Annotated in this window: 18 protein-coding genes; 12 read left to right on the top strand and 6 right to left on the bottom strand. The window is 44.0% G+C overall.

The window, feature by feature from the left end; all coding sequences use genetic code 11:
• The first annotated feature begins 140 nt into the window (after positions 1-140).
• The 3 genes from CFX1CAM_RS06175 (at position 141) to rsmD (ending at position 2,518) form a co-directional block, all read left to right on the top strand.
• Positions 141-1,085 carry a UDP-glucuronic acid decarboxylase family protein gene (locus CFX1CAM_RS06175; RefSeq protein ID WP_087863237.1) on the top strand — a complete coding sequence of 315 codons (945 nt, stop codon included), beginning with the start codon at positions 141-143 and terminating at the stop codon, positions 1,083-1,085.
• 7 nt (positions 1,086-1,092) lie between these two features.
• The gene (locus tag CFX1CAM_RS06170; protein ID WP_087862184.1) at positions 1,093-1,614 is read left to right on the top strand and encodes a GtrA family protein; all 522 of its coding nucleotides are present in this window, start codon (positions 1,093-1,095) and stop codon (positions 1,612-1,614) included.
• 343 nt (positions 1,615-1,957) lie between these two features.
• Positions 1,958-2,518, top strand: coding sequence for a 16S rRNA (guanine(966)-N(2))-methyltransferase RsmD (gene rsmD / locus CFX1CAM_RS06165; RefSeq protein WP_087862183.1), 561 nt, complete (start codon positions 1,958-1,960; stop codon positions 2,516-2,518).
• Here the strand turns inward: rsmD and CFX1CAM_RS06160 are convergent.
• The 3 genes from CFX1CAM_RS06160 to CFX1CAM_RS06150 all read right to left on the bottom strand — a co-directional run bounded on the left by CFX1CAM_RS06160 (position 2,507) and on the right by CFX1CAM_RS06150 (position 5,501).
• Positions 2,507-3,052 carry an NUDIX domain-containing protein gene (locus CFX1CAM_RS06160; RefSeq protein ID WP_087862182.1) on the bottom strand — a complete coding sequence of 182 codons (546 nt, stop codon included), beginning with the start codon at positions 3,050-3,052 and terminating at the stop codon, positions 2,507-2,509. The two genes, rsmD and CFX1CAM_RS06160, sit on opposite strands and share 12 nt — an antisense overlap.
• 24 nt (positions 3,053-3,076) lie before the next feature.
• Complete coding sequence (locus CFX1CAM_RS06155; RefSeq protein ID WP_087862181.1) at positions 3,077-4,249, bottom strand: 6-phosphofructokinase; 1,173 nt, start codon at positions 4,247-4,249, stop codon at positions 3,077-3,079.
• 142 nt (positions 4,250-4,391) lie between these two features.
• Positions 4,392-5,501, bottom strand: a complete 1,110-nt coding sequence (locus CFX1CAM_RS06150) for a glycosyltransferase 87 family protein (RefSeq protein WP_157891757.1) — start codon at positions 5,499-5,501, stop codon at positions 4,392-4,394.
• Positions 5,502-5,949: 448 nt separating this feature from the next.
• Here CFX1CAM_RS06150 and CFX1CAM_RS06145 point away from each other — a divergent pair, with 448 nt between their 5' ends.
• The 4 genes from CFX1CAM_RS06145 (at position 5,950) to rpmF (ending at position 9,173) form a co-directional block, all read left to right on the top strand.
• On the top strand, positions 5,950-7,152 hold the full coding sequence (locus tag CFX1CAM_RS06145; RefSeq protein WP_197687097.1) for a sigma-70 family RNA polymerase sigma factor: 1,203 nt from the start codon (positions 5,950-5,952) through the stop codon (positions 7,150-7,152).
• Positions 7,153-7,275: 123 nt separating this feature from the next.
• Positions 7,276-8,637: a YfgM family protein gene (locus CFX1CAM_RS06140; RefSeq protein ID WP_087862178.1), complete on the top strand. Its 1,362-nt coding sequence runs from the start codon at positions 7,276-7,278 to the stop codon at positions 8,635-8,637.
• The gene (locus tag CFX1CAM_RS06135) at positions 8,624-8,905 is read left to right on the top strand and encodes a putative signal transducing protein (RefSeq protein ID WP_087862177.1); all 282 of its coding nucleotides are present in this window, start codon (positions 8,624-8,626) and stop codon (positions 8,903-8,905) included. The genes CFX1CAM_RS06140 and CFX1CAM_RS06135 overlap by 14 nt, the downstream gene beginning before the upstream one ends.
• A gap of 79 nt (positions 8,906-8,984) precedes the next feature.
• Positions 8,985-9,173: a 50S ribosomal protein L32 gene (gene rpmF, locus CFX1CAM_RS06130; protein WP_087862176.1), complete on the top strand. Its 189-nt coding sequence runs from the start codon at positions 8,985-8,987 to the stop codon at positions 9,171-9,173.
• Between the two features lie 68 nt (positions 9,174-9,241).
• Here rpmF and hflX read toward each other — a convergent pair whose 3' ends face one another.
• From hflX to trmFO, 3 genes are all read right to left on the bottom strand, one after another.
• On the bottom strand, positions 9,242-10,606 hold the full coding sequence (hflX, locus tag CFX1CAM_RS06125; protein ID WP_087862175.1) for a GTPase HflX: 1,365 nt from the start codon (positions 10,604-10,606) through the stop codon (positions 9,242-9,244).
• 6 nt (positions 10,607-10,612) lie between these two features.
• On the bottom strand, positions 10,613-11,791 hold the full coding sequence (locus CFX1CAM_RS06120; RefSeq protein ID WP_087862174.1) for an aminotransferase class I/II-fold pyridoxal phosphate-dependent enzyme: 1,179 nt from the start codon (positions 11,789-11,791) through the stop codon (positions 10,613-10,615).
• 128 nt (positions 11,792-11,919) lie between these two features.
• Positions 11,920-13,269 carry a methylenetetrahydrofolate--tRNA-(uracil(54)-C(5))-methyltransferase (FADH(2)-oxidizing) TrmFO gene (gene trmFO, locus CFX1CAM_RS06115; RefSeq protein ID WP_087862173.1) on the bottom strand — a complete coding sequence of 450 codons (1,350 nt, stop codon included), beginning with the start codon at positions 13,267-13,269 and terminating at the stop codon, positions 11,920-11,922.
• A gap of 87 nt (positions 13,270-13,356) precedes the next feature.
• Between trmFO and CFX1CAM_RS06110 the strand changes: the two genes are divergently transcribed.
• The 5 genes from CFX1CAM_RS06110 (at position 13,357) to CFX1CAM_RS06090 (ending at position 23,847) form a co-directional block, all read left to right on the top strand.
• The gene (locus tag CFX1CAM_RS06110; protein WP_231940967.1) at positions 13,357-14,838 is read left to right on the top strand and encodes an RNA polymerase factor sigma-54; all 1,482 of its coding nucleotides are present in this window, start codon (positions 13,357-13,359) and stop codon (positions 14,836-14,838) included.
• Positions 14,816-16,807 (top strand): two-component system sensor histidine kinase NtrB, encoded by a 1,992-nt coding sequence (locus CFX1CAM_RS06105; RefSeq protein WP_087862171.1) that lies wholly within the window; start codon positions 14,816-14,818, stop codon positions 16,805-16,807. The genes CFX1CAM_RS06110 and CFX1CAM_RS06105 overlap by 23 nt, the downstream gene beginning before the upstream one ends.
• The gene (locus CFX1CAM_RS06100) at positions 16,804-17,985 is read left to right on the top strand and encodes a sigma-54-dependent transcriptional regulator (RefSeq protein WP_087862170.1); all 1,182 of its coding nucleotides are present in this window, start codon (positions 16,804-16,806) and stop codon (positions 17,983-17,985) included. The genes CFX1CAM_RS06105 and CFX1CAM_RS06100 overlap by 4 nt, the downstream gene beginning before the upstream one ends.
• Before the next feature lie 73 nt (positions 17,986-18,058).
• A complete protein-coding gene (locus tag CFX1CAM_RS06095; protein WP_087862169.1) occupies positions 18,059-18,388 on the top strand; it encodes a hypothetical protein in 330 nt (109 codons plus the stop codon).
• Between the two features lie 152 nt (positions 18,389-18,540).
• Positions 18,541-23,847: a tetratricopeptide repeat protein gene (locus CFX1CAM_RS06090; protein ID WP_162287661.1), complete on the top strand. Its 5,307-nt coding sequence runs from the start codon at positions 18,541-18,543 to the stop codon at positions 23,845-23,847.
• Positions 23,848-23,849: the final 2 nt, after the last annotated feature.

Below are 23,849 nucleotides of genomic sequence, written 5' to 3'. Positions count from 1 at the left end.
CCTTTAACTGGTGTCTTAAAAACAGCAAAATGATTATACTCGATAAAAACCGACCAGAGTTTTTGCTAAGCGGGTAGAATTGGCAGGTGAACAAGCCATAACTTTTCATGGACGATCAAATAAAAGAAAGTGAAGCAACAATGCGTATTTTACTTACTGGTGCAGCAGGTTTCCTGGGATCGCACTTTGCAGATCGGCTCCTTGCAGAAGGTCATATGGTGATCGGGATGGATAATTTCATCACTGGCAATCGAGAAAACATAGTGCACCTGAATGAGAACCCGAATTTCAGCTTTATTTTTCATGACGTCTCGAATTTCATACAGGTAACAAGCCCAATTGATTATGTGGTTCATTTTGCTTCGCCAGCTTCACCAAATCCCGCCTCACCATTAGGCTACCCGAATCTGCCAATCCAAACGTTGAAAGCAGGCGCATTGGGCACACACAATACACTTGGCGTTGCTCGAGCTTTCAAGTCTAAATTCTTGCTTGCATCAACCAGTGAAATCTATGGTGACCCTCTCGAGCATCCACAAAAAGAGACCTATCGAGGAAATGTTGATCCGCTTGGCCCCCGTTCCGTGTATGATGAAGCAAAACGTTTTGCCGAAGCTCTGACGATGGCTTACCACCGCTTTCACAATATCGATACACGCATTGTGCGCATTTTTAACACCTATGGCCCTCGCATGCGCATCGATGATGGCCGTGTAATCCCCAATTTTTTGCTGCAAGCCATGCATGGAGAGCCATTAACCATTTATGGAGATGGCTATCAAACCAGGAGTTTCTGTTATGTCGATGATTTAATCGAGGGCATTTACCGATTGATGATGAGTGATTACCATGCACCGGTCAACATCGGCAACCCGGCCGAGATCAGCATACGCGAACTGGCAAACCTGGTTAATGAGTTGACTGGAAACCCGTCCGGAATCATTGAACAAGCTGAGAAAAGACATTCGAATGATCCTCAAAGACGCCAACCAGATATTACATTGGCAAGGAGCATTCTTGGGTGGGAACCTAAAACCAGTTTGCGCGAAGGTCTTTTGCTAACCATCCCTCATTTCAAGAAATAAGGGCACCATGCAGTTTATCAGCAACAAACAGGAACGGATCCGTTTTCTAAAATTTTCCTTTGTTGGGGTTACCGGCACAATTGTTGATTTTGGTATTATGAACCTGGCAAACCTGGTTTTTCACTTGCCTTTGGTTTGGGCGCAGGCGATTTCTTTTTCTGCCGGGGTGGTTAACAACTTTCTGTGGAATCGGTATTGGACTTATCCCGAATCTCGCTCTCAAAACGCAAAAAGACAGCTTGCAAAATTCTTTTTGATTAATATTGTAGGCATTCTGGTCAGAACACCTCTGATCTCTTGGCTAAATAGCCTTATTTTGCAATTATTGGAACGCGTGGAGATGAAACTACCCATAGAAAATTTTGTTCTCAGCCAAAACTTAGCCCTGACCATCAGCATTGCTGTGATTTTGTTTTGGAATTTTTTTGCTAACCGCTTGTGGACCTATAGGGACATTCCAATCGGCAAGGGTAACCAGCAACAAATTCTCTCCAAAACTACAAATACAGATCACCATGAAATGGATTAGCCCATGTTATTAACCCATATAGAACGACTGAAAACCAGATATTCTGGAGAAAAACATTTCCCAGCCATCAGTTGGCCACCGGTGTCACTACCCCGGCACATAACCTGAACGAGAAAAGAATGTCACAGAGATTGAAAGCATTTCAAAAGCACTTTCAAGGCATGGTCAAGAGCAGTCAAAGTTTTAGATTGGATAGACTTGAACAACTCCATCTGGCAACATCACAAACATTAGCGCAAAACGGTAGAAAACGCTCGGTCATGCTCATCAACGACACCCAACGCCAAGCAACAACCTGCAGCACGATTTTGTTATTCAGGGTAATAGTGGAGGTAACCCGTTCATGCGTGTGATCGCAGGCAGCGCCAAAGGTGCAAAGTTACTCAGCGTTCCGGGAAAAACAACCCGGCCTATAACAGATCAGGTTAAAGAAGCCTTGTTCAATATCATCGGGGTTGACATGGAGGGGAAACTGTTTTTAGATCTTTTCGGTGGCACTGGAGCTGTCGGCATTGAAGCGCTCTCCAGAGGGGCTGAACACGTTGTTTTCTTAGATATTAATTATCGTGCAGTAAAAATTATCGAGGAAAATCTGCAGATAACCCAACTACATCCGTATGCAACCGTCTTGAAGAAAGATGCCTTTGCTTTTCTTCGGGAATCCCCTAAACAAGCGTTTGATTTTATTTATATCGCGCCACCACAATATAGGTCTATTTGGGCAAAGACAATGCAAACCCTTGATGAAAATCCAGGCTGGGTCGGTCTGGGAGAAACCGTGATCATACAAATACATCCTAAGGAATTTGTTGAAGGTATTACCTATACGAACTTCAATGAAGTTGATCGCCGTATTTACGGGGATACGATGTTGGTTTTTTACGAACGGGTCCTATCTGAATAAGGTCTCAAGATCCCCATTTTTATTATAGCGATATTTCCCAACGATTATCGGGGATGTTGGCTTGTGTGCTTTAATCAATGGGATTAGCACCGGTAAATCTTCGACGACAGGTTTGGACTTGATTTCATCCAGATGGACCCAAGAAAGTGTACCTTCAGGAGACTCCGTGAATTTGTGGTTCAAGCAATCACCTTTGAACACAAAAATCATCACACCAACTTGTTCTGACACGTCAATGGTAATCTGACAACAAAAATACAAATCAACATCAGAAATGCCCGCCTCTTCCTGTAATTCCCGATAGGCTGCATCAATGATATCTTCCCCCCTTTCAACGTGCCCGCCAATGCCGTTATACAGACCAGCCCATCTGATTTTATTTTCTGCACCTTTCAATAAAAGAACCCGGTCTTGTTCATCAAATAAAAACACCAGTGTCCGGGGAACGACAAGATACCGCTCTTGGTCGTCAATACGCTGGTCAGATTTAGGATTCATTATCTTTCTATAAATACAGCCCGTGTTGATTGGCATCACACGGGCTGTTAAGATCCACAATCAAGTCAAAAACATCGGCACGCCAAGAAAATCTTTGATCATTGGCTTGTAATTTTCCTTATCATAATAAGCTTCAACATCCACCTGTTTTTTCCCCGTCAATACAATTTCAATCGGCACAGTGGTATAGCGTCCAGCCTGCAGTGCGGTCATTTTCCCGTAATCACCGCGTTTAATCAGTTGCATGGCGAGGTTTCCAAAAGACATCGCAACCATTCGATCCAGAGAATCGGGCGCCCCTGAACGCATCACATAAGCAAATTTTTGATACATGATATGCTGGTCGGTCAATTCCTGAATTTTTTCAGCTACGATTTCACCGATCCCACCAAGTTTCTGATGGCCGTAAGCATCGGCAGGACCGGATTGAATAATTTCACCGTCAATCATGTGTGCACCTTCGGAAACAGTTACAATCGAATAATTCGAAGGGCTGTTTCGTTTATCATCATGCAAAAACCTGGCCAATTTTTCCATGTCAAAAGGAACTTCAGAGATAATCGCCCGGTCAACATAAGCCAAATAAGCACTGATTAAACTGGTTTCGCCTGAGTTGCGACCAAACAACTCAAAAACACCAATGCGTTCATGTGAACCCACTGATGTGCGTAACTGGGTTATCAAATCAACTGAGCGGGTTACTGCGGTAGAAAAACCAATGCAATAATCTGTGCCAAACACATCATTATCCATGGTTTTAGGAATTGCAACAACCGGAAAACCCATTCTGCTTAATTTAACACTATAGCTAAGGGTGTCGTCACCTCCAATTGTGACCAAAACATCAACCCCAAGGTGATCAAGGACTTTAAGTACATGATCGGTATAATCTTTCGTGCCACGATCATCAACGGGTTCACCCAGATCCGTTTTTAACAAGAATTCGGGTATATCGTGAGGTCTCACCTTTTGGGGGTTTGTTCTCGAGGTATGCAGAAACGTACCCCCAGTTCGATCAATCAGACGAACATCGTTCTTCGTGAGGTTAGCCACGTATTCATCATGTTTGGCTGGGTCGGCTATATCATACCAGAGCAAGCCCCGCCAACCTCTCCGAATACCGATGACTTCATAATTGGCATTTAAAGCGTTAAGGACAACTTCCTTTATAGCAGGGTTCAATCCAGGAACGTCACCGCCCCCGGTTAGAACTCCAATTCGTTTTTTCCTCATTTCTTCTCCTTCAAAAAAACAATATAATTTCGATCATTGTCTATTTTTTTGTTAGCCTGATCCCTTGTCAGCTCATTTTGATATGCAAGTGAACTTTGCCAAGTATAGCACAAAATTTTTCATGCCACACCAACATGCAATTTTACAATGATTCATAAGGCAACTTAGGGAGTTCTAATGCCCACCAACGAATCCAAATCATTCCTGATAGAACAACCAAGGAATACACAATAAATATCCATGACAAATTATTTTTTGATAAATCAAATTCAGGGTAAACCAATAACCACGAACCAACCCCAGACGCAGCCAGGAACATCCAGGCCATCAAGGCACCCAAGCGCTTCCATCGCTCTGACCAATACCGAATAACAAATATCAGTGAAGGGACCATTAACAACGTATTAACTGTTGATGCCCTTATGTGCAAAAAGTATGTGAGACTTAACATCAAGACCATCGCATAAATAAAGCCCCGATCGGATTGCACCAATAAAGTAATTAAATTACGAATGGCAAACACAACAAAAAGCCCATGTAAGAAAATCGATAAGTGTTTTGCGATTCCGGGCAAGAAAGCAGCCAGGTCCATCAATGGGGTTCTTACCCATTCCAAATTAATATTCAATTTTAACAAAACTGAAATCCAATCCTCAAACCATGAAGGCTGGATTAAAAATGAAATGATCACTAGGAAAACAACCCCCGAGAAAAAACTTGCAATAATTGACAAGCGTTTTTTTACAATAGCCCAAATTAAAAGTGACACGACAACCAGGCCACTGGTCAGAAAATTACTGGTAGCAAGCGCAAGTAAAAACCCTGCCGGTGTGTCCTGGTTGTTTTGAATTAACAAAATACTGGATAATAACAACACGATAATAACTGGAGAAATTTCTCCCTCTAATATCGCAATGGCGCCCGGCAGTGAGAAAATTAGGAAAATCGCGATACAAACCATTCCCAGGCGATTTATCTGCCAACCTGAAAATTTAACACCAAAATATCCAATTAAAGCCACACAAAGAGCCAGAATTACAGTCCAAATTGATCGGGCAAGCGTATAGGGCAACAGGCTGAGTGGTAAATAGAAGATCAAAGAAAAAAATGGCTGCGAAAACAATGGCTGAGTTAGCAGTTGCGCTGAAAAAGGTGAATCATCAATCGCACTGTGCGCAATATCGATTGCTGATAACGCATAGGGGCTAATGCCTTCTAACAGCCAGCCTCTTCCTGCTGCCCAGGGAATCACGAACATATCAAAATGCCGGATGTTTGTCATCGCGAAAAAGCCCAAAACACAAAATCCAATAATTAGAACAGAAGCCAGCGCTACGGTGGTGTATTGAGAAAGTGTCGTTTTTCGGTATCTTTTCATCATCATTGAAACTCGAAGAAATTTTACCCCGTGAAAAGATAATCAGACAATTAAACCAATTGCCTGTCTTGAAGAACAGTTGTTTAACCTTAGTCAACGCCTGACAAAAATCCATGTGTCTTTTTGAAAATAAGTTGTTTCCAGCTTTTCGCACGATGTTTATTAAATAATCCAATTAAATGGTTGTTGCTCTTTTCTGAATTAAATAGTATTCTCAGTGCTGTATATGGCGACCATCTCATCAAAAATGATCCTTAACCAAATGTTTTAATGGCAATTGGGTTTGATTAGTCGTTAATTAAACAGGGAATAGAAGGGATTTATGGATACAAATACAATGACAAGCAATAAATCAAACATGCAAAGTCAGTATTCACCAATCTCACGTTTGATCCAAATTGGCAGAAAAAAAACATATATCACCATAAATGACATCTTAGAATTCTTCCCCGACGCAGAAAAAAATGTTGAACAACTTGAAGAAGCATTTGCAGCGTTGAATTCAGCCGGAATTCAGTATATTGAAGATGCAAATTTATTAGCGGACCCTTCTGATGAAGAAATACTTAAAGTTAAATTAGAAGAAGAAAAATATATCGACGATCTGGCAAACATCGACACAGATGACACTATCGGATTATATTTAAAAGAAGTCAGCCGAGTTCCACTTTTAACAGCCCTGGAAGAAGTCGAGCTTGCGCAACGCATTGAGAGTGGACGCATGGCTCGCGAAGAATTGGCGCGGGGGAATATTAACGATCGCCGTCGGATCGAGCTTCGAAACCTCATTGAAGATGGATGGGTCGCTCGTGAGCATTTAATCACTGCTAATTCTCGCTTGGTGATCAGTGTTGCAAAAAAATACATGGGGCGTGGTGTGCCGTTCCTTGACCTGATTCAAGAAGGAAACATTGGGTTGATTCGCGCCACAAAGAAATTTGAATATCGCCGCGGTCATAAATTCAGCACCTATGCCACATGGTGGATCAGGCAAGCTGTAACACGGGCTATTGCCGATCAAGGACGAACCATACGCGTACCTGTACACATGGGCGATCAAATTAATAGACTATTACGTGTTCAACACCAATTAACCCAGCAATTAGGGCGTGAGCCCACGGTGGAGGAATTAGCAGAAAAACTTGAAGTTCCTCCGAAAAAAGTGGAAAATATGATTCAGGTGGCTAAAAGACCGCTCTCATTAGAGACACCTACTGATGATGAAGAGGACTCGATGTTGGGAGATTTCATTGAAGATGAAGAGGCACCTCCACCCGATGACACAGCAACATACAACCTGCTGAAAGAACATCTGGTTTCAGTGCTGGATACTTTACCACCGAGAGAAGTGCGAATACTACAATTACGATATGGCCTTCTTGACGGTCAGTCTTACACTTTAGAAGAAGTTGGGCGCAAAATGGGTGTTACGCGCGAACGAGTCCGCCAAATAGAAGCGCAAGCCCTAAGCCGCTTACGGCATCCTTCTGTCAAACGGCGCCTTAGAGATTATTTGGGTGAATAAGAGCACAACTCATAAACTTTCATAGCCGTCCTGAGGACGGCTTTTTTCTTGACCAATACAGTAAAAAAGCTTATGATAATTGGTAATAATTACCGATGAAAATTCTTAAGACGAGGAACGACTATGGGTAATAATCAAGTAAGCGATGATCATCCGATTGATGAGAACGGCAATTCGAAAACTCAATCTGATAACAAAGGGATTCCATTATGGTTGCAAGGCATCGATGACCTCGATGAAAATGAAACCAAACCAACCAAGCTGAGTGAGGAACAAGCAAGCCCCTGGATACGCGAAATCGATGCCGATTATTCTGAGCAGGATGGCGAAGGTGAGGCAGAACTATCTGAACCCGCACAACCAATCAGTGCGAAAGCCGATTCCGAAGCAGATGGCACACCCATTGATGAAGGTCGAGATGACGCTCCTTTTATTGAAGAGAGCGGGCATAGCCCTGTTGACGAAGAAGATGCGAGTGATGATATCGAGGATTGGGAAATCACCGAAGAAATTGCTGTTATTGAACTTTCCGAAGAGCTTGATGATGTCAGCATAGATACGGATTTCGATGAAACCACATTAGAAGAAGGATTTGTTGATATATCTGAAGTGGGATTATCAAAAACACAAAATGATCAAGCCGAAATTTCTGGAGATGAACCTTTGCGAGAAGGAGAACTTCCTGAATGGTTACAGGAAATGATCGCTGAAGCAGAAATAGAATCCGAACAACCTGAAACAGAAACAGCCCTTATGTCCGAAGTTGAACCCTTTCCCAATGCAGATATCTCAGATTCAATCAACTCAGAAGAGGACCTTGTAAGCGAAATAATTGCACCAGATGAAGAAATACCTTCTTTTGATTTTGAAACCCATGATTCTGATTTTGATCTGGATTATGCCTTAGCGATTGCGAAAGAGGACACTGCACCCGTTGTACTGCCTGCTGATGAAGAAATAACGGATATGGCAAGCGGAATTGATGAAGCGTTTCCTGTTGAAGACAACGAAATCGAAATTGATGAGGTGACATCAGAGCAAGCGGATGAAATCGAGCTCAGCTTGGTTGAAGAAGAGGTCGAGGAGAATCAAGCAATTGACGAGTCAACGCCACTTTTCAAAGACATGGCCCGCACAGAAACAATGCTTGATCAGAATGAGGACCTAAAAGAAATTTTGCTTGATGAGGTTCCCCTGGGTACAGATGCAGACCAACTCTCTTGGATCGAACAACAGCTTGACCAAGGACAAATTGATGAAGCCCTACCCATTATTCAGGATTTAGTAGAAAAATCATCCCATCTCGAAAAATTAGAGGTGTGGTTAAAGGAGTATTCTGAACAGCAACCAGGATCAAACAAGGTTATGGAGCTCATAGGTGATATTGCATTAAAACGGGGTGAACCTGAAGCGGCTATTAAAGCCTATGCGAAGTCCCTGAGATTATTGCTAAATAACCAGGAAGGTTCTCATGGATTGGATTAGCATTTACTCGGCTGCGGGTCTTTTAGAAGCCAATATACTCAAAGGTTTTCTTGAAGCACAAGGTTTACAAGTACTCCTGAGTCAGGAAAGTGTTGGCCGGATATTAGGCTTATCTGCTGGAAAATTGGGGATTGTTGAAGTCCTGGTTCCTGAATCACAGGTCATCGAGGCGAAGAAGTTGATTGATGAGATCGCTGCAGGTGAGTTTGATAATATTGACTTTCCTGATGATCAGGATGGTCCATCTGAACCAGATCCTGACAATTAATACATCTTGACGCGGCAATTGTTAACCGGTATAATCCCCGAGTTATATTGGCATTATATGAAGAATTAAGGAGTAAGAGATGCCCCCTCTACCAAAGCGAAGAACCTCATCTGGCCGCAGAGATCGACGCCGCTCACACGACGCTTTGAAAGCGCACAACACCCTCGTCTGTTCCAATTGTGGCGAAACACGTTTGCCACATCGGGTTTGCGCAAATTGCGGATATTATAAGGGACGCAAGGTTGTTGAAGTCAAAAAACCTGATTAAATATTGAAAGGTTAAACGGTAAAAAAGGGCGATAAATGCGCCCTTTTTTTATTGATCGCAATTTTCTCTCACTCTAACTCAAAATCATCTTCGTCGATAGCAGAATTTTTAAGTGAAGAAGAAAAGTATGGCTCATACCTGCTAATGAATCTTCTTGGGATTAAGCCGATTATTCGTGTACCAAATTCCTGGTTAACGACTTGTTTAACCTGTCCTTTTTCATAAAATAAAGAGAGAAGTTGACCCTGGTCATAGGGGATTTGCACATCAATATCAATAAATGTTTCATATAAAAATTCTTCAATGCCAGATAAAAGGGCGCCTAAGCCCTGGCCGGTCAGAGCAGAAATTGGAAAGGTATTCGGAAAATCTTCGAGTGCAGCGATTGCACCTTGCGGATCCTTAAGGCCATCGATTTTGTTCAGCGCAGTAATGATGGGGATATCGCCTGCGCCGATCTCAACTAATGTCTCCTGAACTGATTTCGCCTGTGCGCTGGCATTGACGTGGGTAATGTCTACAACATGTAAAAGCAAGTCCGCTGCTGAAATTTCCTCCAGCGTTGCTCGGAAGGCTGCAATCAATTCGGTTGGAAGTTTTTGAATAAAGCCAACAGTATCGGTAAATAACACTTTCTGACCGCCAGGAAGCGAAACCCGGCGTGTGGTTGGATCCAGCGTCGCAAAAAGCTTGTCTGCAACAAAGAGTTCAGCATCAGAAAGCTTGTTAAGTAAAGTGGATTTACCGGCATTGGTATATCCGACAAGAGATATCACAGGTATGTGAGTTCTTTTTCTTTGTTTTCGATAACGGGAGCGATGCGCCCGGACCTTTTCTAGTTCTTCTTTAAGAAGTTCGATACGGGCAGAGATCGTTCGTCGATCTACCTCAAGCTGGGTCTCACCTGGACCCCGCAATCCGACACCGCCCACGCTTCCAGTTCGACCACCACCTCCGCCTGCCTGTCGTGCTAGATGGGTCCAGGCTCTGGTTAAGCGCGGCAAGCGGTATTCATATTGTGCCAGCTCAACTTGTAAAACACCCTCACTGGTATGGGCGTGCTGTGCGAAAATATCCAGAATCAAGGCGGTTCGGTCAATAACCTGAAGTGTATCTCCTAAGGCTTTCTCCAATTCTCGCTGATGTCGTGGAGAGAGTTCGATGTCAAAAATCACCAGGTCAGCGTCAAACTCCTCAACAAGTAATTTAATTTCATCAACCTTACCAGAGCCGATATATGTTTTGGGATTGGGGATGGTTAAATTTTGGGTTACATGTCCAACGACTTCAATACCTGCTGTCTGAGCCAGCAACTCCAATTCTTGCATCGAATCGTCTTGCGAAAGTAAATCCTCTCGTGTTGACACATTCGCACCAACTAAGAAGGCTCTTTGTTGTAATTGTTCTGTATTTATCAGTTTGTTTTTTGCCATAAAGGGCTATTCACGCTCCTTGATCCAATCCTTCAAACGCAACATCGCTTCGACAAGCTTTTCTGCCGGTATAACAAGAGAAATGCGCACGTATCCAGCGCCTGAATCGCCATAAACGACACCGGGGGTAATACTGACTCCGGTTTCTCTCAATAACACATCGCAAAACTCGATGTCATCTTTCCATCCATTGGGCAAGCCAGCCCAAACATAAAGAGCTGCTTTGGGATTCTCAATAGTAAAGCCAAGTTCTTCCATTGTTTTCACAACAATGTCGCGGCGGCGCTGATAAACCAAATTCCGGTTTCGGATCCAGGATTGATCTTCCAGTAACGCGGCTTCGGCAGCCAACATAATTGGAACGAAAAGTGAAGAATCCATCTGGCTTTTCAGTAAACGCAATAATCGCACAATTTCTGGGTTGCCAACAGCCACACCGACTCGCCATCCAGCCATATTATAGGTTTTTGACAGCGAATTAAATTCAATACATACATCTTTTGCCCCTGGAATCTGTAGAATGCTTGGCGCAATATAATCATCAAAGCAGACATCCACATAAGGTGCATCATGTGCAACTACAATATTATATTTAGTGGCAAAGTCCACAACTTTTTGGAAGAACGAGAGCGGAGCAATTGCTCCAGTGGGATTATTCGGATAATTAAGCCACATTAATTTGGCTTTCTGCGCTACATCCTCGGGGATGCGTTCTAAATCCGGCAGAAAACCATTTTCCGCCAAGAGGGGCATCGAAAAGGATTGTCCCTGACTGATCATCACACCTGAACGGTAAACAGGATAACACGGGTCTGGCAAAAGCACTACATCGCCCGGGTCGATCAGCACCTGGTTGATATTGTAAATTCCCTCTTTCGATCCAATTAATGTTAACACTTCGCGTTCTGGATCAAGCTCAACCCCAAAACGATCTTCATAATACTTGGCAAAGGCTGATTTTAATCCAACTGATCCACCGGAGGGGCCATAACCATGTACATCTGATCGACGAGCAGAGTTGACCAAGGTTTCAATAATATTATCGGCAGGTGGCAAGTCTGGCGATCCCATATCAAGGCGGATGATGTTCAGGCCAGATTGCTTTAATTTTGCAATGGTTTTTTCTAGATCTGCAAAAAAATACGGCTTGACTGAAGATATGCGTTGTGCAGGTTTGATCTCCATACGACAGAATTACCTCTCTTTTGTTAGTGATATTGCCTTTATTATAATATATCTATTGTCACTGAATAATGAACAAACGCCCTCCCTTGCCCTGACCTTCCTCGCATAAAATCTCCATTACTCAATATTTATGTTGTTAAATGGTGTTTTATGTAGTTGTCTAAATCGGTCAAGGCGCGCTCTGCGTAAAATTTGTAACGTTCGATTTTTTTCAACCTCTGAGTTTGATCAGGGTCTGGTAGCAACCCAAACATGGCTTTCATCGGCTGAAAACTCTTGATTTCAGCGTGTGTAATGTAATGAATCAACGCTCCCGTCATTGTAGTCACCGGCAACTGTAACGGCGGCTTTCCAAGCAAATAATGCGCTGCATTGATTCCAGCCACCAAACCACTGGCGATATTTCCCGCATACCCTTCGGTCCCGGACAACTGACCGGCAACAAATAATCCAGGCTGCTTATGAAATGCCAAAGTATTATCCAACAGCTTTGGAGCAGCCAGATAGGTGTTTCTATGCATCTGTCCAAATCGTTGGAATTTCACATTTTCTAATCCGGGAATCATTCTGAAGACACGCGCCTGTTCAGCATGGGTCAGATTGGTTTGAAAGCCAACCAAATTGTAAAGATCACCAGTCAATGTATCCTGCCGAAGTTGAACCACCGCGTACGGACGGCGACCAGTTCTGGGATCAATCAATCCAACCGGGCGCAATGGTCCAAACAACAGCGCTCTTTCACCCTTTTGTGCGAGAACTTCTATCGGCTGACAACGTTGAAAGTAGGTCTCAGTGCCAGCATCCACTCCATCGTCGATCTCAGTTTCAAAAGTTTGGAGCGGGATCCTTTTCGCCTGGATCAAAGCGTTGAGAAATTCTTGATATCGATCTTTATCAAAAGGACAATTGATGTAATCGCCTTCGTTAATTTTGTCATAATCATAACGGTCTGCTCGAAATGCAACATCGAAATTAATTGAGCCATATTCGATAACCGGCGCAATTGCATCAAAGAAAAATAGATGCTCATGATCGGTAAATGCGAGTAGCTTCTCTGATAAATTCTGCGAGGTCAGCGGACCGGTTGCCAATATTGCTGGGCTCAGCGGTATGGTTTGGATTTCTTGCCGGATAATATCTATTTTTGGGTGTGACGTAAGCTTATCTTCCACGCGGTCAGAAAATTGCTCCCGGTCCACAGCCAACGCACCACCAGCCGGTATCGCACTTGCATCAGCACAATCGATGAGTAACGATCTTAATTGGCGCAATTCAGCTTTCAATAATCCTGAAGCTCGATTTTGAAGGTTTGAGCCAAGAGAATTTGAACACACCAGTTCAGCTAATTTTCCTGTGCGGTGGGCGCCAGTACTAAGTATTGGGCGCATTTCGTGCAACACGACCTCAACTCCCCGCTCTGCAGCTTGCCAGGCTGCTTCACAACCTGCCAGGCCTCCGCCAATGACAGTCAACTTCATAGATGCCTCATAGTTGCTTTTCTTGAGATTTTACCACGCCTGGCATGGCTTTTCGCTATCTGAATACGATCGTTTCTGGCACACATCTTGCAACATTTCGATTATTATTTTATAATAAGATCAGGAGACAATCTCGTGCAACTGAGGTCTACACACAGCCAATATCAAACACAAAGCCCGATGACATCGGCGCATATCGCCCAAACCATGACATTGTTGTACATGACATCGACTGAATTACTCCAAACCATTGATCGTGAACTTTCACAAAATCCGGCTTTAGAGCTTATCAACGAGCGCCGCTGTCCAATGTGTGGTCGAAGATTGCCACCTGAAGGTCCTTGTTCAATCTGCAGCCAGCCAAAAACCATGGATCCTGACGAGACCATTGTGTTTGTCTCTCCAAGAGATGATTTTTACACCTTCAGCGCTAGTGCCTCTACCTCAATTGAGGATTACCCCGAAGATCCGTTTTCATCAGCAAATCTAGATCTGTCCAGTTACGTCTTACGCCAGGTGGCGCCAGTGTTAGAACTTGATGAGCGGGAAATCGCAGCGATGATCCTGACCAACCTGGATGAGGATGGATTCCTCAACATCAACATCGTTGAGATCTGCCGCTATCATCATGTGCCGCCCTCCAAAGTAGAAAAAGTATTATCTAAAATCCAACATTGCGATCCCATTGGAGTCGCTTCCCGTAATGTGAAAGAAGCTCTGCTCGTGCAACTTGATCACCTTGCTGAAACAGGCACTGTGCCCGAATTTGCCAAACAGGTAATTAGCGAAGATTTTAAATTGCTGTCCCGACACCATTATTCAGAGCTGGCAAAGAAATACAGAACCACATTGTATGAGATGCAAAGTCTTGCAAGTTTTATCAGTGATAACCTTAACCCATTCCCAGCAAGAGCCAATTGGGGAACATTCCGCAATCCGAGCGATAATAAACCTGATGTTTTTAATCAACCAGATGTCCTAATCTATTATCTTAATAACAAACCCGGTAATCCATTGGTTATTGAAATCATCATGCCATCACGTGGTTTTTTGAGGATTAACCCCTTGTTTAAACAGGCGATTAAAGAACAAACCGGAGAAAACCAGGAGGAGTGGAAAAAAGACATCGGCAAAGCGTCGCTCTTGATCAAGTGCATTCAACAACGCAACAATACCATGCAACAACTGATGTCCCGATTGGTTGCAATTCAAAAACCATTTATAATGCAAGGTGAGACGTTTTTAGAACCCCTTACCAGAGCCCAAATTGCGGCAGAATTGGATGTACACGAATCAACCATTTCGCGTGCAGTTGCCAATAAGACAGTGCAGTTGCCAAATAAAAGAATAATTCCAATGGCGATGTTCTTTGATCGCAGCCTGGCTGTCAGGACAGTTCTTAAGGAGATCATCGCTAACGAACCACATCCACTTAACGATACCGAACTCCAGGAACAATTGGAAAACCAGGGCATCTCAGTGGCTCGGCGGACCGTGGCGAAATATCGTGCCATGGAAGGCATACTCCCAGCCCATCTGAGACGAAATGAAAAATTCGCTACACTATGAGAAAAATGTGACCCAAAATATCTCTGACAATTTTAATAATTTCAATTTCACACCTGAAGAGGGTCTTGAAAGCCTCCTGACATTATTTAATTTAATACCTGATCCTGCAATCATCTATCAGCCCAGCAATGATTCGATCTTAGCAGCAAACAATGCCCTTTTCTTGCTGACAAACCTCGGCGAGGCTGATTTCATTCATCAATCCATAAAAACCTTGCTCCCGAATATATCAAATACTGACCCACTCAGCGGGCATGACAAAAAAGCTTTTTTGCGCCATAAAAAACTTCCATTAATGCCCGTCACTGTCAGAATCTTTCCGCTTGTCCATGTAGATGAGTATTTGATTATTCTACTCAAGCCAGATGATGAGCGACCGGTCAAAAAATTTCAGGCAGGTGAACAAATTGCCGTTATCGAAGGGCTGACCTCTCTGTTACAATCGGTCAACAAACCAATGATGGATCCCGTTCTTGAACAAATTCTTATGAAAGCTGGAGCATTATTGGAAACGCCGCTCGTTTGCTTATACAAAGCAACCGGGTCGACTCCTCCTATGGTTCTTCATCTAACGTCAAATAAGGAGCGAGCATCGGAATTACCCACCCACTTGACCGACGACGACCTTCTCAGTCATCAAAGCCCTGGGATATGGACGCCAGATTTACCCGCCGTTTCTGGCCTTCACCATTATGTAATGGCTGCTCAGCTTGGTTATTTGGTCAGTGTCCCATTGGGGCTTGAAGCAGCAAATTTCGGATTATTGGTTGCCTGTTCTGAATCGCAAGTGCCCCATTTAAACACGCTTCCCCTGGCAAGATTGCTAGCCGTTTATATAGCTGGGATAATGGAAAACCATAACAAACAGCAAATTCAGAATAATCTCATCCACAAGATCAGACAAGTGGTAAAAATCCAGAATGAGATTGTAACGAACCTGGAAGAGGGAGTAATCATCCTTGCACCAGATTTAACTGTAGCAGAAATTAATCCAGCAGCTGAAGCAATCCTGGGATATGCCAATGTCGAAGCACTCCGTCAACCAATTACTACCATTCTTATTGGCTCAGAATCTTTGGAATCTTCGCTGCGTTCCACCCAACAGGGCATCCCCAGCCTTACCAGTGGCGATCTAACCATTTACCACCGCACCGGTCGCTCTTTCCCTGCTCAAATTCTAATGTCTCCCGTGATGATCAAAGGGCAACTCTTTTCAATAATCATGTTGATTCGCGACCTGAGCCAACAAGAAGAAAATCAGGCCATCAATAAGCAATTGGAACAGCGAGCAATTTTAGGTGAAGTTACCGCGATTTTTGCCCACGAAGTACGTAATCCCATCAATGCGATAATGCTTTCTTTGCAAGTTATTGAAGACTCACTAAAAGAAGGTGATCCAAACTTGAAATGGCTGGACAACATCCGTGATGAATGTAACAAACTGATGTATTTAATGGATAGTGTCTTATCTTTTGCCAAACCGCTGGAATATAAAATGGCTGGGGTGGATTTAAATTTTTTGCTCACACGAATGCTGGAGCGATGGCATCCCAGGCTTATGCGATTAAATATCTCGACTTATTATGAAACTGAGGTTGACAATCCCATTATCGAAGGCGATCTGCGGGCTCTAGACCAGGTGTTTACCAACTTGATCAGTAATTCAGTCAATGCCATGGCTGAAAAAGGCGGCTCATTGGGGATTAAAATAACAGAAGCCGAAGATGATCAAGACCATCGCTACATTCAGATCAACTTAACTGACACCGGAACAGGTATCCCCGATGAAATGAAGTCCCACATGTTCAAACCCTTTGTAACGGGCTCGAAACGTGGAACTGGTCTGGGTTTGGCAATCACCCAGCAAATCATCAATACCCATAAAGGTAAAATCGAGGTCGATAGCTACCCCGGGGGAACAATATTTAAGATATTCTTGTTGAAGAAGAAAGGTCCTGGCAACGAATGAGTGCAACAATCCTGGTCGTAGACGATGTTGATACTGCCCGAGAAGCAATCGCGGACAGCCTACGAAAAGATGGCAAAGAAGTTCTGGAAGCGGGCACCCTCAAAGAAGCACGCGGCTTTTTAGAATTGAATAAAGCTGATATCTGTATTTTAGACATCCTCCTACCCGATGGCAATGGCTTATCGTTGTTAGATGAAGTCATTCATATGGCTTTTCAGCCAAAGTTCATCGTAATTACTGCCCACGGTCAAATTGATTATGCCGTGGAAGCCATGAAAAAAGGCGCTCTGGATTTCATTACCAAACCCATTGATATGAAAACTTTAAAGAAATCCATATCAAGGGCAGAGGACCTCGTAGCCATGCGTCGCGAACTTGATCATTTGCGCCATTCTCAAGCATTATCAGCAAAATTCGTAGTCGGTCAGCACCCTCGCATGCAAGCTTTGATCAATCTTGCCCAACGTGCGGCGGAAGCTTCGGTGTCTGTTTTAATTACCGGCGAATCCGGAACAGGAAAAGAAGTTATGGCTACTTTTATCCTCCAGTCGGGTCCCCGCAGTGACAAGCCTTTTATCGCAATCAACTGCGCTGCGATTGCCAACACCTTGTTGGAATCTGAATTGTTTGGGCATGAAGCGAATGCTTTTACCGGCGCGTCAAACAAGCGTAAAAATGGTTTAATGGAAGTTGCTGATGGCGGAATCCTGTTTCTTGATGAAATTTCATCAATGCCACTTGACATGCAGGCTAAGCTTTTGCGGGCTATCGAAGAGCGTGCCTTTCGCCGGGTTGGCGGTACGACACTCATCCGCGTGGATGTACAGATTATCGCTGCATCAAACCGGGATTTAAAAGAAATGATTAAAAACGGCGAATTTCGAGAAGACCTGTACTACCGCTTGAAAGTCGTCGACCTGGACATCCCGCCGCTCAGAAAACGTAAGGAAGACATCCCCGAACTGGTTGGCCTTTTATTAAATCAAAGCAACATGAGCATGGGCACCAACATCAAGGATGTTACCCCGCGCGCACTAGAGGCAATGATGGATTATGACTGGCCAGGAAATATCCGAGAACTGCGCAATGCGCTCGAACGCGCCATCATTTTCTGCGATGACCCTGCAATCGATATCCAGCATCTGCCTTCAGAGATCATCGAAAGAAGTTCAATTTAAATCCCTGTCAAGCGTTCGCTTGGCACAGAACTTGCTACATCACCTCCAGAGATATTAATCTGGAGGTGTTTTTATGTTTACTTCAACTTTTGATTTCCAAATGACCATGGCAACAGCGTTGTTCTTGCTTGGATTGATCGTACTTGTTATCAGTATCTTTATCCTGATAAAGCATGCTGTTGGTCGCGACATTAAAACAATTGCCAAGCAAACCACAAAACTGGCACAAAAAGGCATTACAGACAATGTCGCCGGCTTGGTAGGCAATGCCTCATCATTGATCAATGCCTTGCACGATCTTTCTAAAACCAATTCAGGTATTGGCGTTTTCCTTGTTTTCCTGGGTATTGCTTTGCTGACAACGGCATATTTCATCACCAGAAATCTTGGTATTACAAATTGATCCCATCAGGCAAGATTGGACACATCATGTCACTAACAGCTTGGCTCGATTTAATCAGACAGCGCTTTTCGCCCAATGATGGCCAAATTCTAGTGAAAAGCCTGCAACAAGACCCTTTGGTCTGGCAATTTATTCAAGGGGAAGACCACAGTTTGCCATTTTTTTTGAATGCTCCCAATGACCTGGCCAGCTACGCACCCATGAAAATGGCTACCTGGTTGATCGAACAGAAGATCGGTTTATCTATTCCAGACCTTGGTCAATGTGAAATCAATCTTCCTGCTCAAATTAAAGCAGCGGCAGCACAAGCTTTGGAAACTGTATTTAACACCAGCCTCCCTCCTGCTGATCTTTATACAGCAGGTTTACTCGCCTTAACTCTCTATGAACGACGAATGAGGAGAGACACCTGGAAAGGGCTCTCTGAAGAAATCTTCATTAACCGGAATCCTCAATCTATCCTCAAAAACTATCGTATCTGGCAAACGCCCTTTGCATGTTTATTTTCTATTTGCCATGATTTTAATGATTTGATTGATGAGTTTATTTCTTCGCCATCTGATTCAATTCGTCAGGCTTTTATTCCAATTCTTTTACACACCCTGATAACAAATCCGATGGATCCCGATTTGTTATTGGATCAATTGTTTGAATTTGCTAAGCAACTTACGATTGATCACCAATTGGAAAACCTGGGATGGTTGAGAGATTTCAATCAAGAAGCACTACAAATTAATTTAGCAAGACAACTGCTTCAGACCAAGAATAACAGGGAATTCTTCGCCAATGTCTTTTCCGGAATCGAGGCCTTTGATGCGGTCAGTGCGGATTCTGATCCCCTGGAAAAGACCGTTTCCTACGCTTTACCTGAAAATGTTAATCGCTTGGCTGCGTTTTACTTTTTTACCGGAAACCAACGGAAAGCAGCTGACACCTATCAGAAAGTCACTGAAATTTTTGAATTTTTGAAAGCACAGGCACTTTTTCAAACCCTCGCTGATGAGAAAGGGCATGTCGCGCCAACCCGCTGGCTCGAAATCATTAAATCAGTGCCCCACTCCAAGCAAGCACGTCTTTTCTACGCACGCTCATTAATCGCCGATGGTCAGTTTGAAGATGCGCACCAGCAGTTAACTGAATTGCCGGAAACCATTCAACAGCAACTTTTGCTTCATCAGATTGATGGAGAAGACAAAGAAATTATCAATGCTGCGATTAAATCTCACACTCCGTCGAGCAAATGGTCGCATCGAAAAAAACAGCCCCTGGCGAGTTATTATGTCCACCAGCCGCACCTCTCTCCTGAAGCGGGGATATTGTTGGCAATCCAAAAAGCAGATTGTCGAGGAGATCGTCTGCATTGGCTGGAAAAATATCTGCGATCAAATTCAAACGATCTACAGGCGATCAGTATTGCTCGCGATTTGTATGATGAATCCAACCAGATTGAGAAATCAATTGAACTGACTTCATATCTTGAAAGAATTGAACCCACAGAGATTGCACACAAGCGTTCTTTGGCTCGTTTGTATGCTCGCGCAGAGCGCTGGCAAGATGCCTTTACCTTCCTGCAAACGTTCATTAATTCAATGGAGTCCAGCGAAATAGAAGATTTGGAAATGTATGCAGAGGCCGCTGTAAGGACACAACAAACAGAAACAGCCATTTCAATTTGCCAGAACATTTTACAACGCTATGAAAAAAATCCAAAGGCGCTGGTTTTATTGGGAGAAATTTACCACCTCAAAGGTGATCCCCTTAAAGCAATCCAGCATATGGAAAGCGTGCTCGATTTGATACCGACTGAGCCTGACGCCTGGTTAACGATGGCCTGGCTGTGGGCTGAGAATGACCAAACCGATCGCGCCCTTGAAACGCTAAAAAAGAGTATCAAGGTTGTCCCAAATCAACCTCGCTTACTGCGAGCTCTTGGAAAAGCTCAGGATGCCAACCAGGAGTACGCTGAGGCGCTCGCTGCCTACAAACAGGCTTATGAGCTTGATTCTCAGCACACTGAAGGAAAAATCGAATTAGCAGATATTTATTTTCGGTTAGGTCAGCCTGAGCATGCCTACCCCTTAATGGAAGCATTTAGCGACAATTATGAGCAGAATCCAATTGCTGCCAAGCTGTTAGGCCATATCTTGCTGGCGTTGGAACAGGTGGTTTCTGCTGAGCCGCTCCTGCTCTTTGCTGCTGAGAAATTTCCAGAAGATGTTCAAACTGTTGTCGCTGCCTCTCACTTAGTTTTGGATCGGTTGGAATCCGATCCAGAACAAGAAACGGGACGGGTTCTGGACCGTGTCAACGCAATCCTCTTGCAAGCTTCTCATATACACGCGGATCAATCCGTGATCACTCGCTTATTAGCTGATGTTGAACGCCTAAACGGTCAGCATCAAAGTGCGTTTAATGTTTATACCAGGCTGGCAAAAGCGGCAGAGCAACATAATTTACTGGGTGATTGGCGTCTGAAGTATGGGTTGGGACAAGCCGCCATGGGATTGGCAGACCCGGAAGTCGGGCTGGCAGCACTGCAGGATGCACTTGACATTCAACCCAGTAACCTGATCATTCGCCACGCCCTGGCAGATGCCTTTCAGGCTACCGACCTACCTGGAAAAGCACACGCTATGGCCAAAAGCGCACTGATAATGGCGCCACAGGACTTAAATAACATCCTCTGGTATGCCGGTTTTAAAACTCGCGCAAATGACCCCGAAGAAGCAGTTCGAGCACTGAAAGAAGCTCTTCAACTCTCTCCTCACCGCAGTGAGTTGCGGCTTTGGCTGGCAAAAGCGCTGATTTCTGCGGGATTGCTGGAAGAAGCTCAGGAGAACGTCGTCGATTTTATCGTGTCCCCGCCGCCCAATCCCGACCTACTCCACCAGGCAGCTTATGTTTGCGTTCACTTAAATGACCTCGAAAATGCTGCTCAAGCCCTGGAAAAAGCCCTGCAAATATATCCCGATTTTAACCCGCTAATGGTAATGGACCTTGCCATCATTTATGCTTTGCAGGGCCAACACAAACAAGCTTTAGATGCGCTTGATATTGAACAGAGCCTGATTTCTCAATATCCACAAATTGCGATATTAACTGCGGATTTGTTTTCTAATATTGGCGAATATGAACACGCCTGCGCGGCATTGATATCCATTGACGATAGCGCATTGAAGACACTGGAGACAGATACCACCCCTCCCCTTCTAATCAGCAAATCACCCCTCCTTTATTCTCATGATCTAACACTGGATGGGTATCATCTTCGCCTTGGATACCTTTTTAGAGCACTGGGACATTTTGAGGAGTCTTTAGAACATCTAACGCTTACTCACCAGAGAAATAAAGGTGACATAAAACTCACCAATGCAATCATTGAGACAGCCATGGTGGGACTGGACCATAAACCCGTGCTGGAAATTACACAGCACATCACCCCGTCAGAATTGCTGAAGAATAAAGATTCACATGATTTACTGGATCTGATCTGTTCTCAGATAGAAGTATTCCTGTACCAGGAAAATTATGAAAAAGCTTTGGAACGTTTTTTGCTTCTGGCTGACGTCGATTTGACTTACCCCAGGGTACTGGCAATAAAAAGCCGTTTTGCTGCTAACAATGGTGACTTTGACACTGCCAAAAAACACCTCAGCGAGGCGATCAAAAACCTCAATACAACCTTCGGGAATCATTCGACGCGATCGCTGCCAGAAATCTTCAGGAAAATGATCAACCAGCACAGCATTTCAGAAGCATGCCTGGCGCTGGATGAATATTTAGATGCAATACAGGCCTGGTCTAAAGTTTATGGTCAATTTGATACTCAACCCCTATTCAACTGGCGTTATTTATACGCATTGGTGACCGCAGCGGAGGTTCAGCAAATCGCCTCTGCTGTGTCGATCACCACACATAGCCCCGGATCAGCTTGCCTTTCAGAAGAACACCACACAACCGCAGAGCGTTTATTGGTCAACATTCACAGCAAGGTTCCTCAGGATCAAATTATCTGCATGAAAGCAAGGATTGAATCAGCTTTCACTGGCATCTGGCCTGTGCATCTGAATGTGGACGCCTGCTTACAAGGACCCGAAGAAGCAGCAGCGGTACTCATTGGCAGCGAAGATGACAATTTAATCCGGGACATCCTCGAAGCGTATTCAAACGACGTCAAGGTTTTACAAGCATATGGCGTTTACGCACTACGACATGGGCGACACGACGCAATTCCGCTCATTGAAAAAGCACTCAAGATCGACCCTGCTAACCCGATCAACCACGCCCTGCTGGCTTATCTCAGCCTTGATCAGCCTGCACAGGCAATTGACTCAATTGAGACGGCATTAAGCCTTTGGCCTGAAGAGCCTGATTGGCATATCCTGGCTGCTGACCTGCACGCCAGGCTGTCCCACCCTGATCTGGCAGAAAAACACATTCAATCTGCGCTGGAATATCAACCAGAGAATGCATACTACTGGCAAAAAAGCGCGTCACTTAATGTACAAACCAACAACTTTGTCCAGGCGAAATCAGATTTGGAAAAAAGCACAGCGTACCGGTCCGATGATCCTAAAAGCTGGGTAGCCATGGCTGAAGTTAACCGTCGTATGGGCGATATTTCTGATGCTCTTTTCAGTATTCGAAAAGCCAGCCAACTTGATCCTGATGATGTGCACCTGGTTGAGATGGAAATGAAACTCTTATTCGAGCAAAACAATTTCTCTGACCTTGAATCTCGGGCAACAGCGGTGTTGACAGAACACAGTGAAAATGAAACTGCACTGATCTATTTAGCCCGTGCATTAGCAAAACAGGGAAAATTTGCTCAAGCTTTATCAACACTGATCCAGAACCTGGATAAAGACCCCGATAACACCAGAGTGGCTTTGGAATATCTAAAGATAAAAAAAGAGCAGGTTGGCGTTGAAAAAGCTTTGCCAGATTTAATCGTCCTGGCTCAAAATAACCCTAAAGACCCCGCAGTGTTGACCAGCCTCACAGAATGGTTGATCCAGGCAAATCGCATCACAGAGGCAGAAAAAGTTGCTCAAACAACCTTGAGGTTTGCACCTGATCGGGCAGAAATACACTTAATGTTGGGACGTTTGCAGCGTGCCAAGGGAGATTTAGATCAGGCCATCACCCATCTCTCACAGGCCATCACTTTAGACGATACCTTGATCGAAGCTTATATCGAATTAGGAAAAACCTACCAGGAACGTAGAGATGTGGAAAAAGCCATTGAAATATTTGATAAAGGCTCCCAGGCAAATAAATCCGATCCACGACCTTATTATTATGCCGGGTTAGCATTAAAAGAAATCAAAGATTATCCGGGTGCCGAACTGATGCTGAAAACGGCTAAAAAGTATTCACCTGATGATAGCAATATCATCCGCCAGCTTGGCGTGGTCACAGCCCTCAATCTGGTAAACAACTTACGAGAGGTGAGATAACA

This window comes from Brevefilum fermentans, from assembly GCF_900184705.1.
GTDB classification, from domain to species: Bacteria; Chloroflexota; Anaerolineae; order Anaerolineales; family Anaerolineaceae; genus Brevifilum; species Brevifilum fermentans.
The sequence above is the reverse complement of the archived record's forward strand: the minus strand, read 5'-3'. Positions and strand labels throughout refer to the sequence as shown.